At 66.4% G+C, this 15,618-nt stretch carries 16 protein-coding genes; 8 read left to right on the forward strand and 8 right to left on the reverse strand.

The annotated features are described in order from the left end of the window. Positions 1-2 precede the first annotated feature (2 nt). Positions 3-1,589, reverse strand: coding sequence for an MFS transporter (locus Q9Q95_RS00450; protein ID WP_306093097.1), 1,587 nt, complete (start codon positions 1,587-1,589; stop codon positions 3-5). Between the two features lie 116 nt (positions 1,590-1,705). On the opposite strand from Q9Q95_RS00450, the gene Q9Q95_RS00455 reads away from it, so the two are divergent. Continuing rightward, positions 1,706-1,969 carry a DksA/TraR family C4-type zinc finger protein gene (locus Q9Q95_RS00455; protein ID WP_306093098.1) on the forward strand — a complete coding sequence of 88 codons (264 nt, stop codon included), beginning with the start codon at positions 1,706-1,708 and terminating at the stop codon, positions 1,967-1,969. 202 nt (positions 1,970-2,171) lie between these two features. Here Q9Q95_RS00455 and Q9Q95_RS00460 read toward each other — a convergent pair whose 3' ends face one another. Continuing rightward, on the reverse strand, positions 2,172-4,037 hold the full coding sequence (locus Q9Q95_RS00460; RefSeq protein WP_306093099.1) for an ABC-F family ATP-binding cassette domain-containing protein: 1,866 nt from the start codon (positions 4,035-4,037) through the stop codon (positions 2,172-2,174). 34 nt (positions 4,038-4,071) lie between these two features. Beyond that, positions 4,072-4,281 carry a hypothetical protein gene (locus Q9Q95_RS00465; protein WP_306093100.1) on the reverse strand — a complete coding sequence of 70 codons (210 nt, stop codon included), beginning with the start codon at positions 4,279-4,281 and terminating at the stop codon, positions 4,072-4,074. A gap of 110 nt (positions 4,282-4,391) precedes the next feature. Between Q9Q95_RS00465 and Q9Q95_RS00470 the strand changes: the two genes are divergently transcribed. Next, entirely contained in the window at positions 4,392-4,787 is a 396-nt protein-coding gene (locus Q9Q95_RS00470) for a GFA family protein (protein WP_306093101.1), read from the forward strand. A gap of 140 nt (positions 4,788-4,927) precedes the next feature. On the opposite strand, the gene metH is transcribed toward Q9Q95_RS00470, so the two are convergent. The 4 genes from metH to Q9Q95_RS00490 all read right to left on the reverse strand — a co-directional run bounded on the left by metH (position 4,928) and on the right by Q9Q95_RS00490 (position 10,716). After that, complete coding sequence (gene metH / locus Q9Q95_RS00475) at positions 4,928-7,528, reverse strand: methionine synthase (protein ID WP_306093102.1); 2,601 nt, start codon at positions 7,526-7,528, stop codon at positions 4,928-4,930. Positions 7,529-7,676: 148 nt separating this feature from the next. Continuing rightward, positions 7,677-8,723, reverse strand: a complete 1,047-nt coding sequence (locus Q9Q95_RS00480) for a homocysteine S-methyltransferase family protein (protein WP_306093103.1) — start codon at positions 8,721-8,723, stop codon at positions 7,677-7,679. A gap of 125 nt (positions 8,724-8,848) precedes the next feature. Then, positions 8,849-9,766, reverse strand: coding sequence for a methylenetetrahydrofolate reductase (metF, locus tag Q9Q95_RS00485; protein WP_306093104.1), 918 nt, complete (start codon positions 9,764-9,766; stop codon positions 8,849-8,851). Then, positions 9,763-10,716, reverse strand: coding sequence for a metalloregulator ArsR/SmtB family transcription factor (locus tag Q9Q95_RS00490; RefSeq protein WP_306093105.1), 954 nt, complete (start codon positions 10,714-10,716; stop codon positions 9,763-9,765). The genes metF and Q9Q95_RS00490 overlap by 4 nt, the downstream gene beginning before the upstream one ends. A 101-nt stretch (positions 10,717-10,817) precedes the next feature. Here Q9Q95_RS00490 and Q9Q95_RS00495 point away from each other — a divergent pair, with 101 nt between their 5' ends. The 5 genes from Q9Q95_RS00495 (at position 10,818) to Q9Q95_RS00515 (ending at position 13,990) form a co-directional block, all read left to right on the forward strand. Next, entirely contained in the window at positions 10,818-11,060 is a 243-nt protein-coding gene (locus Q9Q95_RS00495) for a hypothetical protein (protein ID WP_306093106.1), read from the forward strand. Then, on the forward strand, positions 11,057-11,203 hold the full coding sequence (locus Q9Q95_RS00500; protein WP_306093107.1) for a hypothetical protein: 147 nt from the start codon (positions 11,057-11,059) through the stop codon (positions 11,201-11,203). Before Q9Q95_RS00495 ends, Q9Q95_RS00500 begins: the two co-directional genes overlap by 4 nt. Further along, complete coding sequence (locus Q9Q95_RS00505) at positions 11,200-12,150, forward strand: aldo/keto reductase (protein WP_306093108.1); 951 nt, start codon at positions 11,200-11,202, stop codon at positions 12,148-12,150. Before Q9Q95_RS00500 ends, Q9Q95_RS00505 begins: the two co-directional genes overlap by 4 nt. A gap of 194 nt (positions 12,151-12,344) precedes the next feature. Beyond that, entirely contained in the window at positions 12,345-13,115 is a 771-nt protein-coding gene (locus Q9Q95_RS00510) for a histidine phosphatase family protein (RefSeq protein ID WP_306093109.1), read from the forward strand. Continuing rightward, positions 13,112-13,990, forward strand: a complete 879-nt coding sequence (locus Q9Q95_RS00515) for an NAD(P)H-hydrate dehydratase (protein ID WP_306093110.1) — start codon at positions 13,112-13,114, stop codon at positions 13,988-13,990. Before Q9Q95_RS00510 ends, Q9Q95_RS00515 begins: the two co-directional genes overlap by 4 nt. A gap of 202 nt (positions 13,991-14,192) precedes the next feature. On the opposite strand, the gene Q9Q95_RS00520 is transcribed toward Q9Q95_RS00515, so the two are convergent. After that, positions 14,193-14,597 (reverse strand): GFA family protein, encoded by a 405-nt coding sequence (locus Q9Q95_RS00520; protein WP_306093111.1) that lies wholly within the window; start codon positions 14,595-14,597, stop codon positions 14,193-14,195. 86 nt (positions 14,598-14,683) lie between these two features. Here Q9Q95_RS00520 and Q9Q95_RS00525 point away from each other — a divergent pair, with 86 nt between their 5' ends. Further along, a complete protein-coding gene (locus tag Q9Q95_RS00525) occupies positions 14,684-15,376 on the forward strand; it encodes a YafY family protein (protein ID WP_306093112.1) in 693 nt (230 codons plus the stop codon). Positions 15,377-15,618: the final 242 nt, after the last annotated feature.

The raw sequence follows: 15,618 nt of genomic DNA on the forward strand, positions 1-15,618 counted from the left end.
GGTTAGCGCCTGGCGGGTGCGCGCGCCACCGTCTCCTTGAGACCCCAGGCGGTCACCGCCAGCGCCATCGCCACCACGGCGAAGGTGTACCACAGCCCGGCATAGGGGTCGCCGGTCCGCGCGACGATATACTGGCTGATCAGCGGCAGGAATCCGCCGAAATAGCCGGTGCCGATATGATAGGGGATCGACATCGAGCTGTAGCGGATCTTCGACGGGAACATTTCCGACAGTAAAGCCGCGACCGGCCCATAGGTCGCACCCGAAAGCGCCATCAGCGCGAGGATCGCGAGCATGATGATCGCGATATTGCCGATCGGCGGCACTGCCGGCTCCAGATCGTAGCCCGCGCTCGCCAGCGCCGCGTCGAGCCCCGCCGGGGCGGTGTCGGTGACCGGCACGCCGCCGATCGACACGGTCACCGCCGGCGCCCGGTCGGTCGTATAGGCGACGCCCTTCTTCGAGAAATGGTCGAGCAATTTGCCGCATTCGTCGGCCTGCTTCGCCGCGAACGGATCATAGCCGCAATGCGGGCCCGAGACGACCACCGGCGCGCGGCGGGCGGCCTTGGCCAGCTCGGGATTGGCGGCGCTGCCGATCACCCAGAACAAGGGAAAGAGCAGCACGAGGGTCAGCGCATAGCCCGCGACGATCGGGATCTTGCGCCCGATCCGGTCGGAGAGATGGCCGAAGAACAGGAAGAAGCCCATGCCGATGATCGCCGAGCCGCCGGTGATCAATTGCGCCGCAGTCGGATCGAGTCGCATCGGCCCCGACAGGAACGACAGCACCGAGAACATCGATGTGTACCAGATCACCGTCAGTCCCGCGGCGATGCCGAACAAGGCGACGAACAGCCGCTTGCCGTTGCCGGGATAGGTGAAGCTCTCGAGGAAAGGATTGGCCGCGGTCTCGCCCGCTTCCTTCATCGCCCTGAACACCGGGCTCTCGGAGAGCTTCAATCGCATCCACAGCGAGATGCCGAGCAGCACGATCGAGAACAGGAACGGCACCCGCCAGCCCCAGCCGTCCCACACGCCGGCCAGGGCGAATTTGGAGACCAGCACCACGGCGAGGCTGAGGATGAACCCGCCGACCACGCTGGCCTGGATGAAGCTGGTGTGGAAGCCGGCGCGCCCGGCCGGCGAATGCTCGGCGACATAGATCGCCGCGCCGCCATATTCGCCACCCAGCGCGAGGCCCTGGCAGATGCGCAACAGGATGATCAGCACCGGCGCGGCCATGCCGATCGCCGCATAGCTCGGCACCAGCCCGACTCCTGCGGTCGCCACGCCCATCAGCGTGATCGTGACGAGGAAGGTGTATTTGCGGCCGAGCTTGTCGCCGAGATAGCCGAACAGTACCGCGCCCAACGGCCGGAAGCCGAACCCGACCGCGAAGCCGGCCCAGGCCAGCAGGGTCTGCAGCACTTCGTTGCCGGCGGGGAAGAAGGTCCGCCCGATGATCCCCGAAGCGGCCAAGGTGCCGTAGATGAAGAAATCGTACCATTCGAACACCGTGCCCAGCGACGATGCGCTGATCACCAGCCGCATGTCCTTCGCGCTCGGTTCGGCCGCCGCACTGGCCATCGTCACCCTCCCTGTTTTGCGGATTGGTGTAGCGCGCTGGCGCCGAGCGGCAAGGCCGGGCTTGGAACCCCGGGCTTCGATATCTATTTTAGTTTAAAGTGAATGGGATAGCCGCAATGGCCAATGGCTGGGCGCAGGATGGCGCCGTACAGGATCAGATCGACGACACGGTATCGGACGCGGTCAGCGCCGCGCGGGCGCGCATGCCCTCGGGCGAGAGCGCGCGATACTGCGCCATATGCGGCGACGACATCCCCGAACCGCGGCGCCGCGCACTGCCCGGCGTGCGCACCTGCGTCCCCTGCCAGTCGGACCGCGACGCCAATGTCCGCAGCGCCGGAATCAACCGCCGCGGCAGCAAGGACAGCCAGCTCAGGTAATTCTGCGTCCCGGACCTGGACGACGCTTGGCAAAGCCACCGTAACCCCGGCCTTGTGCCGGGGTCACAGTGCCGCGCCCGCTGAACAAGACCATCTACATCGGCACTTGCCTCCCGGTGGACTCCGGCACAAGGCCGGGGTGACGGGTGGCATGTGGCAAGGCCAGCCGTCATCTAAAGCTGGTCAGCCCGACCCGGAAGGCTCAGCTCTCCAGCCCCTCCAGCGCCTCGCTCGCTTCCATCCACGCCGCCTCGGCGGTGTCGATCCTGTCGTTTAGCTCCGCACGGCGCTTCATCAGCTCGGTCATGCTGAGCCTCGTCAGCGCCGCATCCGCGGCCGAAGGATCGAACATCGCGCGCTCCAATGCGCTGCGTTGCTCGGTCAGCTTCGCCAGCTCGGTCTCGGCCGCCTTGGCGGCCTTGCGCAATTCGGTGCCCTTCTCGCGCGCCTCGGCGGCGAGGCGGCGCGCCTCCTTCTTGTCGGCCTTGGACAGCTTGGGCCCCTGCCCGTCCTTCGACAGCACGAACGCGATATAATCGTCGAGCGACCCGTCGAATTCCTTCGCGGTGCCCTGATCGACCAGCACCAGCCGGTCGGCGGTCATTTCGAGCATGTGGCGATCGTGGCTGACCAGCACCACCGTGCCGGTATAATTGTTGAGCGCCTGGATCAGCGCCTCGCGCGCATCGACGTCGAGATGGTTGGTCGGCTCGTCGAGGATCAGCATGTGTGGCGCGTCGCGGGTGATCAGCGCCAGCGCCAGCCGCGCGCGCTCGCCACCCGAGAGCTTGCCGACCTCGGTCGTCGCCTTCTGCCCCGAAAAGCCGAACCGCCCGAGCTGGCCGCGCACCGCGCCCTGCGTCGCGCCCTTCATCAGCACGGTCATGTGCTGGAGCGGCGTCTCGTCGCGGTCGAGCTCCTCGACCTGATATTGGGTGAAATAGCCCACCCGCATCTTGCCGCTGGCGTTCATCGCGCCTTCCATCGGCGTCAGCTGCGCCGCGAGCAGCCGCGCCAGCGTGGTCTTGCCGTTGCCGTTGCGCCCGAGCAAGGCGACCCGGTCGTCCGGATCGATGCGCAGGTTGAGCCGCTTGAGGATCGGCGTCTCGCCATAGCCGACCGTCGCCAGATCGAGCGTGATCAGCGGCGGGCGCAATTCGTCGGGATTGGGGAAGTCGAAGCTGAGCGTCGGATCGTCGACCAGTTCGGCGATCGGCTGCATCTTGGCGAGCGCCTTGACGCGCGACTGCGCCTGCTTGGCGGTCGAGGCGCGCGCGGAATTCTTGGCGATATAGGCCTGGAGATGCTCGCGCTGCGCCTGCTGCTTGGCCCGCGCCGACGCGAGCTGCGCCTGGCGCTCGGCGCGCTGGCGCTCGAACGCGTCGTATCCGCCCGGATAGAGCGTCAATTTGCCGCGATCGAGGTGGAGGATGTGATCGACGACATTGTTGAGGAAGTCGCGTTCGTGGCTGACCAGCAGGATCGTCGCCGGATAGCTCTTCAGGAAATCCTCGAGCCACAGCACCGCTTCGAGATCGAGATGGTTCGAAGGCTCGTCGAGCAGCAGCATGTCGGGCTGCGAGAACAGCAGCGACGCCAGCGCCACGCGCATCTTCCACCCGCCCGAGAAGCTGTCGAGCGTCTGGTGCTGCATCTCCTCGTCGAAGCCGAGCCCGACGAGGATCTGCGACGCCCGGCTCGGCGCGGTGTACGCGTCGATCGCCATCAGCCGCTCATAGACTTCGCCCAGCCGGTCGGGATCCTGGCTGGTCTCGCTTTCCGCGAGCAGCGCGGCGCGCTCGGTGTCGGCGGCGAGCACCGTCTCGAACGGCGTCGCGTCGCCGTGCGGCGCCTCCTGCGCGATATAGCCGAGCCTGGCGCCGCGCGGCATCTCGACGCTGCCGGTATCGGGCTCGAGCTGGCTGGCGATCACCTTGACCAGAGTCGATTTGCCCGCGCCGTTGCGCCCGATCAGCCCGATCCGGCCCTTGGGCGGCAGCTTGGCGGTCGCGCTATCGATGATCGTGCGCCCGCCGAGGCGCACCGTGATGTCGGTCAGATTGAGCATGATGGCGGCCGCCTAGCCTATTCCGCGCCGAGCGTCACCCCACGCCCAGCGCCGCCGCATTGGAAGAAACCATGGTGCGGCGCAGGCCGGAGCGCTGGAGTGCATCGCCCGGCGGCCATGGCTCCGGCCTGCGCCGAAGCACGAGAATGCGCTCATGCGGCTTCCAATGTAGGATTTGCCGTGCGACGCTCGGCTCGTGCTCTTTGAATCCGTAGACCTCGCGAAAAAAATTGCTGCGCAACATCCTTGCGTCTTCGAGCAACGAAATTGCCGAATTGCCGTGCAAACCGTGAATCTGAACGACGCAGATCCTACAAACCGACCGCGACTCGCCGGTTGCGCGGGGAGGCACAGATGATCCACGGTTCATGCCATTGCGGCGAGGTGCGCTTCGAACTCGACTGGCAGATCGACGAATGCACCACCTGCGATTGCTCGCTATGCGCAATGCGCGGCGCGCTGATGGCGAAGGTGCCCGAGACCGCGCTGCAGGTGACCGCCGGGGCGGATCTGCTCACGCTCTACCAGTGGAACACGCACCGCGCGCGGCATTATTTCTGCAGCCGCTGCGGCATCTACGTCTTCCACCGGAAGCGCGTCGCGCCCGATCATTTCGGCGTCAACGCGCGCTGCCTGCACGATTTCGACCTGACGAGCGCGCCGGTCCGCGCCACCGAGGGGGCGAACATGACCGTCGAGGACCCGAACCCGCGCGATCGCTGGCCCGGCCCGCGGGTGAGTCGCGGTTAGGCCGATTCCTGTTCCCAGCTTCGTCACCCCGGACTTGTTCCGGGGTCCACCGTGAGACTGAATGAAGGTCAAGAGACGACAGAACTTCTGCCGCGGCACCGTGAACCCCGGCACAAGGCCGGGGTGACGGTAGAGCGCAATCAATCCAGATTAGGCCGCAGGTAGCGCGTAGCCAGATCGAGCGGGATCCCGCGCCGCGTCGCATATTCCTGCAGCTGGTCCTGCCCGATCCGCGCGACGCCGAAATATTCGGCCTGCGGATGCCCGAAATAAAAGCCCGAAACCGCTGCGGTCGGCAGCATCGCGAAGCTCTCGGTCAGGCTGATGCCGGTGCGCTTGTGCGCGTCGAGCATTTTGAACAGGATCGGCTTGAGGCTGTGCTCGGGGCAGGCCGGATAGCCCGGCGCCGGGCGAATGCCGCGATATTGTTCCTTGATCAGCGCCTCGTTGGTCAACTGCTCGCCCTCGGCATAGCCCCATAGCGACGTCCGCACGAACTGGTGCAGCCGCTCTGCAAAAGCTTCGGCCAAGCGATCGGCCAGCGCCTTCAACAGGATGTCCGAATAATCGTCGATCGCATTCTTGAAGCGCGCGAGGTGCGGCTCGATGCCGTGGATGCCGACCGCGAAGCCGCCGATCCAGTCGCCGTCATGATCGATGAAGTCGGCGAGGCACATGTTCGCCCGGCCCTCGCGCTTGGCGATCTGCTGGCGCAGCATCGGCAAGGTGACATGCTCCTCGTCCTCGACATGGACGATGATGTCGTCGCCCTGCCGCCGGCACGGCCACAGCCCGGCAACGCCGCGCGCGGTCAGCCATTTCTCGGCTATGATCTTGTCGAGCATCGCCTGCGCATCGGCGAACAGCGACGTCGCGCTCTCGCCGACCACCTCGTCCTCGAGGATCGCCGGATAATTGCCGGCCAGTTCCCAGGCGCGGAAGAACGGCGTCCAGTCGATATATTTCCGCAGATCCTCGAGATCCCAGTCGAGGAATTCGTGCACCCCCGGCATCCGCGGCTTGCCCGGCTTGAGCGCCATGTCGGCCTCGAACGCATTGTCGCGCGCCTTGTCGAGCGGCACCAATTCGCTCTGCCCGCGCCCGGCCCGCGCGACGCGGACCGCCTCATATTCCTCGGCGATCTTGGCGACATAATCGTCGCGGATCGTCTCGGAGACGAGCGTGGTCGCGACGCCCACCGCGCGACTCGCGTCGAGCACATGGACCACCGGACCCTTGTACGCCGGCTCGATCCGCAGCGCGGTATGCACCCGGCTGGTCGTCGCGCCGCCGATCAGCAACGGCATCGTCATTTTCAGCCGCTGCATTTCCTCGGCGACGGTGACCATCTCGTCGAGCGACGGGGTGATCAGCCCCGACAGCCCGATCATGTCGGCGTCGTTCTCGTTCGCCGCCTCGATGATCTTCGACCACGGCACCATCACGCCCAGATCGACCACGTCGAAGCCGTTGCACTGCAACACCACTCCGACGATGTTCTTGCCGATATCGTGGACGTCGCCCTTGACCGTGGCCATCACCACCTTGCCCTTGCCCTTGGCGCCGGGCTCCTTGCTCGCCTCGATGAAAGGCAACAGATGCGCCACGGCCTTCTTCATGACGCGCGCCGACTTGACCACCTGCGGCAGGAACATCTTGCCCGATCCGAACAGGTCGCCGACCACGTTCATCCCGTCCATCAGCGGGCCCTCGATCACTTCGATCGGGCGGGCGAAGGCGAGGCGGCATTCCTCGGTATCCTCGACGACGTGCGCGTCGATGCCCTTCACCAGCGCATGTTCGAGCCGCTTGGCGACCGGCCAGCCGCGCCATTCGGCGGCCTGCTTCTCGGCCACCGCATCGGTGCCGCGGAAACGTTCCGCCAGCGCCACCAGCCGCTCGCCCGCATCGGGGTCGCGGTTGAGGATGACGTCTTCGCAGGCGGTGCGCAGCTCGGGCTCGATCTGGTCATAGACGTCTAGCTGGCCGGCATTGACGATCGCCATGTCCATCCCCGCGGGGATCGCATGATAGAGGAACACCGAGTGCATCGCCTTGCGCACCGGCTCGTTGCCGCGGAACGAGAAGCTCAGGTTCGAGAGCCCGCCCGAGATATGCACGTGCGGGCAGCGTGCCTTGATCTCCTTGCAAGCCTCGATGAAGTCGACGCCGTAATTATTGTGCTCCTCGATGCCCGTAGCCACTGCGAACACATTGGGATCGAAGATGATGTCCTCGGGCGGGAAGCCGATCCCGACGAGCAATTTGTACGCCCGCTCGCAAATCTCGACCTTGCGGTCTTTGGTGTCGGCCTGCCCGACCTCGTCGAACGCCATCACCACCACGGCTGCGCCGTAGGCCATGCATTTCCGCGCATGGTCGAGGAACTGGTCGACGCCTTCCTTCATGCTGATCGAATTGACGATCGGCTTGCCCGAGACGCATTTCAGCCCCGCCTCGATCACGTCCCATTTCGAGCTGTCGACCATCACCGGGATGCGGGCGATGTCGGGCTCGGCCTGGATCAGCTTGAGGAAGGTGGTCATCGCCTCGTGCGCGTCGAGCAGGCCCTCGTCCATGTTGACGTCGAGCACCTGCGCGCCGGCCTCGACCTGCTGTAGCGCGACCTCGACTGCGGCGGCATAATCCCCCGCCATCACCAGCTTCTTGAAGCGGGCAGATCCGGTGACGTTGGTGCGCTCGCCGATATTGACGAAAGCGGTGGAAGAGGCGGTGGTCATAGTCTTCTTTCTTCCCCTTCTCCCCCTCTCCCGCTTGCGGGAGAGGGTCGGGGTGAGGGTGAGTCGTGTGATCTTCAAACGTCGCGAGTGAGGCCAGCTTGCACCCTCACCCGACCCTCTCCCGCAAGCGGGAGAGGGTTTTCGTGGCTCACACAGCCATCGTGAACGGCTCGAGCCCGGCGAGCCGGGTCTGCACCGCCTGTGTCGGGATCGGCCGCGCCGGCAGACCCTTCACTGCCTCGGCGATCGCCGCGATATGCGCCGGAGTCGATCCGCAGCATCCGCCGAGCACGTTGACCTGCCCGGCATCGGCCCATTCCTTGACGAGGCCCGCGGTGGTCGCCGGCGCCTCGTCATAGGCGCCGAGCTCGTTGGGCAGGCCGGCGTTCGGATAGACCATGATCAGCGTATCGCACAGCGCGCTCAGCGTCTTGACGTGCGGCCGCAGCTGCTCGGCGCCGAACGAGCAATTGAGCCCGATGGTCAGCGGCTTGGCGTGCCGCACCGCGTGCCAGAACGCCTCGACGGTGTGCCCGGACAGGTTGCGGCCCGAAAGATCGGTCAGCGTCATCGACATCATGATCGGCAGGTCGCGGCCCAGCGCTTCGCCCGCCTCGATCGCCGCCATGATCCCGGCCTTGGCGTTCAGGGTGTCGAACACCGTCTCGATCAGGATGAAGTCCACCCCGCCCTCGACCAGCGCGTCGATCTGCTCGCGATAGACGTCCTTCAAATGATCGAAATCGATCTCGCGATAGCCCGGATCGTTGACGTCGGGGCTGAGCGACAGGGTCTTGTTGGTCGGCCCGAGCGCGCCGGCGACGAAGCGGGGACGCCGGTCCCTGGCCTCGAACTCGTCGGCGATCGACCGGGCGAGCTTCGCGCTCTCGATATTGATCTCGCGCACCAGATGCTCGGCGCCATAGTCCGCCTGGCTGATCCGGTTGGCCGAGAAGGTGTTGGTCTCGGCGATGTCGGCCCCGGCCTCGAAATAGGCGCGGTGAATCGACGCCGGCACCTCGGGCATGGTCAGCGCGAGGATGTCGTTATTGCCCTTCTGGTCGTGGCTCAGCCCGAGAGTGCCGGCATAGGCCGCCTCGTCGAGCTTCCAGTTCTGGATCTCGGTCCCGAACGCCCCGTCAGTGATCAGGATGCGCCTGGCGGCTTCGGCCAGCAATTTTTCGCGTGCAGTCATCATGCTTCCCTTCGCTCTCCGCTTTCGCTCCCCTCCCGCTTGCGGGAGGGGTCGGGGGAGGGCCTGAAATATCGAGGGGAGGACAGCCCCTCCCCTAAACCCTCCCGCAAGCGGGAGGGGAATTTTTACGCCGCCACCAGCTCCGCCCCCACTCGCGGCCGCAGCCCGAGCAAATGGCAGATCGCGTAGCTCAATTCGGCGCGGTTGAGCGTGTAGAAGTGGAATTGCCGCACGTCGCCGGCATAGAGCTTCCGGCACAATTCGGCCGCAAGCGTCGCCGCGACCAATTGCCGCGCAGCGGGATGCTCGTCGAGCCCCTCGAACAATTTGCCCATCCATGCCGGCACCGCGGTCCCGCACATCGCCGACATCCGCTGGACGCTGGCGAAATTCATCACCGGCATGATCCCCGGGACGATCTCGGCGGTGATCCCGGCCTTGGCCGCGTCGTCGCGGAAGCGGAAAAAGGTCTCGGGCTCGAAGAAGAACTGGGTGATCGCCCGCGTCGCGCCGGCATCGATCTTGGCCTTCAGATTGTCGAGATCGGCGGTCGCATTGGGCGAGTCCGGATGGCATTCGGGATAGGCCGCGACCGAGATCTCGAACGGATGCAGTTTCCGAAGCCCCGCCACCAGATCGGCGGCATTCTCATATCCGCCGGGATGCGTCGCATATTTCTCGCCGGCGCGCGGCGGATCGCCGCGGAGCGCGACGATGTGCCGCACCCCCGCCGCCCAATATTCCTCGGCGACCTGGTCGATCTCTTCGCGCGTCGCCTCGACGCAGGTGAGGTGCGCCGCTGCGGGAATCGCGGTCTCGCGCGCGATCCGCGCAACCGTGTTGTGCGTCCGCTCGCGCGTCGTCCCGCCCGCACCATAGGTCACGCTGACGAAGCGCGGCCCCAGCGGCGACAGCGTCTGAATCGATTCCCACAAGGTCTCTTCCATCTTCTCGCTCTTGGGCGGGAAGAATTCGAAGCTCACCTCGATGTCGCCGGCGACGTCCGCGAACAACGGCGCTGCCAGCGGGTCCACGATGCTCATGCCGCTTTCACTTCCTTCGATTTCACCCCGGTCTTGCGACCGAGCCATAATTTGACGGTGAGCGCACCGCCCTCGAGCGTCTCGACCAGCACCGGGGCGAGCCCGGCATTGCCGAACCAGCCGAGGATCTGTTCGTCCGAGAAGCCCAGGCGGGTATGCGCGTCGCGCGAGCGCAGCTCCTCGCGGTCGTGCGGTGCGAAATCGACGATCAGCAGCCTTCCGCCGTCGCTCAGCACCCGCGCCGCCTCGCCGATCGCCGCGCCGGGCTGCTGCGCGAAATGGAGCACATGGTGCAATAGTGCCGCATCCGCCCCGCCATCGGCGAGCGGCAGCGCATAGAGATCGGCCTGGCGAAGCTCGGCATTGGCGAGCCCGCGCTCGGAAAGCTTGGCGCGCGCGAGCCGCAGCATCTCGGAAGAGCGATCGATCCCCAACGCATTTTCTGCGAGCGGCGCGAACAATTCGAGCATCCGCCCGGTGCCGGTGCCGATGTCGATCAGGCAGCCGAGCTTCGCATCGCCGAGCGCCTTCGCCATCGCCGCCTCGACTTCGCTGTCGGCGACATGGAGCGAGCGGATCGCGTCCCATTCGCCGGCATTGGCCTCGAACCATTCGGCTGCGGCGCTGGCCCGGTCGGCGCGCACTGCCGCCAGCCGCGCCTCGTCGGCGACGGTCCAGTGATCGGCCTCGCTCCAGCTGTCGAGCGCCGCGAGTATCGGCTGGACCTTGGCATGCGCGCCAAGAGCGACGAACACCCAGCTCCCTTCCTTGCGGCGTTCAACCAGCCCGGCATCGCACAGGATCTTCACGTGCCGGCTGACCCGCGGCTGGCTCTGCCCGAGCACCTGCGCAAGCTCGCCCACCGACAGCTCCATCGCGCGCAGCAACGCGACGATGCGCAGCCGGGTGGAATCGGCGAGGGCGCGGAAGATGGCGAGGGCCTGGACCATGTCGGTTATAGATATAAAGATATCTTTATATCAGGTCAACGCAGTTGCGCCGCCCGCTTCGGCTGATTAGCCCTCGCGAGACCGAACAAGAGGATGAACCCATGCGCAAGACCCTGCTGCTCCTGCCCGTTGCCCTGCTCGCCGTCAGCGCGTGCAGCGGCGCGAAGAACGAGGCCGCGGAGGCAAACGAGACGATCAGCGGCGACAGCAACACGATGGGCGAAGCGGTCAGCGACGTGAACGCCGCCAATGCGGCCACCGAATCCGCCTTCACCGCGGCCGAGAATTCGTACGAAGGCAATGTCGCCGACGTCCCTGCCGTCGGCAACGAGATCGAGGAGTGATGCGCGGGCTGCCGCTGCTGCTTCTCCTTGCGCTCGCCGGCTGCCAGTCCGGCGACGATAGCGGCAGCAGCGCCGACGAGGCGCGCCAGCTCAACGCGGCGGCGGCGGCCACCGACATCAACGCCGCGAACGCACCGCAATGAGCAGCTTTCGCGAACTCGGCGCCAGCGGGCTGATGACGCCGCCGATGGTGCTCGGCGGCAACGTCTTCGGCTGGACCGCGGACAAGGCGGCCAGCTTCCGCATCCTCGATCGCTTCGTCGAAAGAGGCGGCACGATGATCGACACCGCCGACGTCTATTCGGCCTGGGTTCCCGGCCATCAGGGCGGCGAATCGGAGACGATCATCGGCGAATGGCTGCGCTCTTCGGGCAAGCGCGACAAGGTGCTGATCGCGACCAAGGTCGGCATGCTAGACGGCGAGGGCGGCAGCAAGCTCGCGCCGGCCCGCATCGCCGCTGCAGCCGAGGCCTCGCTGAAGCGGCTCGGGGTCGACACGATCGACCTGTATTTCGCGCATCAGGACGACGAGGATGTTCGGCAAGAGGACGCGCTCGCCGCGTTCGACACGCTGATCCGGGCGGGCAAGCTCCGCGCGCTCGGCGCCTCGAACTTCCACGCCGCACGGCTCAAGTCGGCGCTCGACCTCGCCACGCGCGACGGCCTGCCGCATTATCGCGTGCTCCAGCCCGAATATAACCTCGTCAGCCGCCACAAGTTCGAGGGCGAGCTCGAGGATCTGTGCGTCACGCACAATATCGGCGTGGTACCCTATTACGGTCTCGCCTCGGGCTTCCTCACCGGTAAATATCGCAGCCACGCCGATCTCGGCAAAAGTGTCCGCGGCGGCCGGATGGCGGCGTTGCTCGAGGGCAAGGGCCAGAAGGTGCTCGAAGCGATGGACGCGGTCGCCGCGGAAACCGGCGCCAGCCTCGCCCAGATCGCCCTCGCCTGGCTCGCCGCGCAGGACGGCGTGGTCGTCCCGATCGCCAGCGCGACCTCGATCGAGCAACTCGACGAGCTGATCGGCGCATGGGATGTCGAACTGACCCGCGACCAGCTCGACCGGCTTGCGGCCGCCGGCGCCTGACCTGCCCCCTCTCCCGCTTGGGAGAGGGCCGGGGTGAGGGTTCAGCGGGAGTCCCTTTCGAGGATTCCGACCCACATGGCCGATTGCGCCAACCCTCACCCACCGCTGCGCCTCTCCCTCTCCCGCAAGCGGTAGAGGGAACAGGCGCGGGCCTCCCCGCATTACCTCGCCATGCCGCGCACGAACCACTCCGCATGACCACCGCCCGCTGGCCCAGCCGCCTCTGGCTCGTTCGCCATGGCCAGAGTGCCGGCAACGTCGCGCGCGATCTCGCGCATGCCTCGGGCGAGCACCGCATCGCGATCGAGGGCCGCGACGTCGACGTGCCGCTTTCCAGGCTCGGCTACGCCCAGGCCGATGCCCTCGGCCGCTGGTTTGCGCGCGGCGCGGGCAACGGCCGGCCCGACGTGATCCTCGCCAGTCCCTATGTCCGCGCCCGCGAGACCGCCCGGCGCTTCCGCGATGCGGGCGGCGCCGATCCCGACGAGACGATCTGCGCCGACGAGCGGCTGCGCGAGAAGGAATTCGGCATCCTCGACGGGCTCACCACCGCCGGCATCCGCGCGGTCCAGCCCGAACAGGCCGAATTCCGCCGCCTGCTCGGCAAATTCTACCACCGTCCACCCGGCGGCGAGAGCTGGTGCGACGTGATCTTCCGGCTGCGCTCGCTGATGGACACGGTCTCGCTCCATTATGCCGCCCGCGAGGTGATGATCGTCGCGCATCAGGTCGTGGTTTTGTGCCTGCGCTACATCATCGAGAATCTGTCGGAGGAAGAGATCCTCGCGATCGACAAGAGCGGCGACGTCGCCAATTGCTCGATCACCGAATATGCCCATGATCCGGGCGCCGGGAAGGACGGCGGGCTCGTCCTCGTGCGCTACAACGTCACCGCGCCGGTCGACGAGGATCCGGCCGCCGAGACCACGTCGGCGCCCGACGCGCTGGTCGCCCCGCGCGGATGACGCCGCTCGACGCAAGCTGGCTCGCGGCGCATCCGCTGCCCGAGCCCGGCCCCGACACCGACAAGAATCGCCGCGGCCGAGTGCTCGTCGCCGGCGGTTCGGAAACCGTGCCCGGCGCGCTTCGCCTGACCGGCGAGGCCGCACTCCGCGCCGGCGCAGGCAAGCTCCAGCTCGCCACCGTCGCGCGCGCGGCGATGCCGCTCGGCGTGCAGGTCCCCGAAGCCGCGGTCTTCGCGCTTCCCGCCAATCCCGCCGGCGAGCTCGGCGACGATGCCGGCACGCTATTGGCCGACCATCTCGAACGCTGCGACGCGCTGGTGCTCGGTCCGGGAATGGGCGCCGAAGCGCCGGCCAAAGCGATCCTGAAGCCGGTGGTCGCGAAACCCGATGCCACGCGCACGATGGTCCTCGACGCGGCGATACTCGCCGCCGCCGCGGACATGACCGACGAAATCCGCGCGCATGACGGCCGCATCGTCCTTACCCCGCACCCCGGCGAGATGATCCGCCTGATGCGCTGCGATCCGGCGCGGATCCACGCCGATCCCGCCGGCCTTGCGCAGGAAGGCGCCCGCCGGTTCAATGCCATCGTATTGCTCAAAGGCACGGAAACGTGGATCGCCTGCCCCGGCGAGGGATTGCTGCTTTATCCCGGCGGGGGACCCGGCCTCGCCACCGGTGGTTCGGGCGACGTCCTCGCCGGCATCATCGGCGGGCTGCTGGCACGCGGCGCGATGCCCCGCGTCGCCGCCGCATGGGGCGTATGGCTGCACGGCGAGGCGGGCCGCCGCCTCGCCGAGCGCATCGGCCCACTCGGCTTTCTCGGCCGCGAACTGCCGGGCGAAATTCCGGGGCTGCTCGCGGCGCCAAGCTAGGTTCCCAACGCGCCATCGTCATCCCGGAAGCCGATTTTCTTCAAATCTTCGATTTGATCAGAAAATCGGCTTCCGGGATCCACCGTGCGGCAAGCCTCCAGCGGCGCGGTGGATCCCGGACTGAAGGCTTTCCAGCGTAACCTGCGGTTGTCCGGGAAAACCTAAACATCCGGGATGACGAAAAGGCTAGACGAATCGAACCCTAAAGATAGCTCGTCACCGCAGGCGCGTTCCACCACGCATTGTTGCGCCCGTCGCTATATTTCACCGGCACCGCGGCGAGCTCCTCGTCGGTCGCGTCGTCGAGCGCGCCCAGCTGCACCGAGACGAAAGCCCCGCCGATCTCGGGCACGTCGCCCTGGCTGAACGGCGCGCAGCCGCAAGTGCGGCAGAAGCGATGGCTCCCCTGCCCCGTTCCGAACGAATAGTCGTTGAGCATTTCCGCGCCGCTGAGCAGCCGGAACGCCTCGGGCTTGAGCAAGGCGCCCCAGTTCCGCCGCTTGGTGCAGATCGAGCAATTGCATTTGCCGGTCTCGGCGGTGAGATCGATATCGGCCTCGAAGCGGATCGCGCCGCAGTGGCAGCTGCCATGATAAGTCTTTTGCATCGTCTGTCTCCCTAGCTTGCGAGGATCGACTTACTGCCATGCTGCTGCCAGCATGGTGTCAGCAGCATGGCAGTAGGAAGCTTTCGATGCGCAAGGCCGACCGCCTCTTCCAGATCGTCCAGATCCTCCGCCGCACCGGGCGGCCGGTGACCGCCGATGCAATCGCGGAGGAACTCGAGACGTCGAAGCGCTCGGTCTATCGCGATGTCGCCGCGTTGATCGGTCAGCGCGTGCCGATCCGCGGCGAAGCGGGGATCGGCTATGTGCTGGAAGGCGGCTTCGATCTGCCGCCGCTGATGTTGACCGCCGACGAGATCGACGCAGTGGCGCTGGGCGTCCAATGGGTCGCCGGCCATGCCGATCCGGCGCTGGCCCGGGCGGCGCACGACGTGCTCGCCAAAGTGGCGGCGGTGCTGCCGGAGGAAATGCGCGACTTCCTTATAGACCCTTCCTCCCGCACGCCGCCCGCCTGGGACTCGGTTGCCGATCGCGTCGACGCCGCCGGGCTTCGCGGCGCGATCCGCGCGGCGCGCAAGATCGTCATTCGTTATACCGATCCCTCGGGTGCGGGGACCGAGCGCACGTTGTGGCCATTGGTGATCGGTTATCTGGATTCGGTCCGCGTGCTCATCGCATGGTGCGAACTCCGCAAGGATTTCCGTTCCTTCCGCCTCGATCGCATCGATACGGTGACCTATCTCGACGATCGCATCCCCAGCGATCCGGGCGCTTTGCGCCGGAAATGGCGCGCTTCTTTGAGCGCGCCCCACGCCAGCTGAAGCATCGTCGGTGCGATTCGGCGCAACCCTCAATTCCGCGCCCGCCGCACGATTGATACCGGTATCATATTTGATATAATACTGATTTCTATGAAGTTTATTCCAATTCTCGGTGGTTGCTCGAAGGACATGTTGGCGCTACCATCATGCTACCGGTGTCTATACCGATATCGGTGATCGACGGCCGCAAAGGTCGCGAAACGAGGAGAGGCGAATCCCGGGTCCGCGGCGACGATGATCGC

It is taken from the genome of Sphingomonas sp. DG1-23 (assembly GCF_030730875.1).
Lineage (GTDB): Bacteria > Pseudomonadota > Alphaproteobacteria > Sphingomonadales > Sphingomonadaceae > Sphingomonas.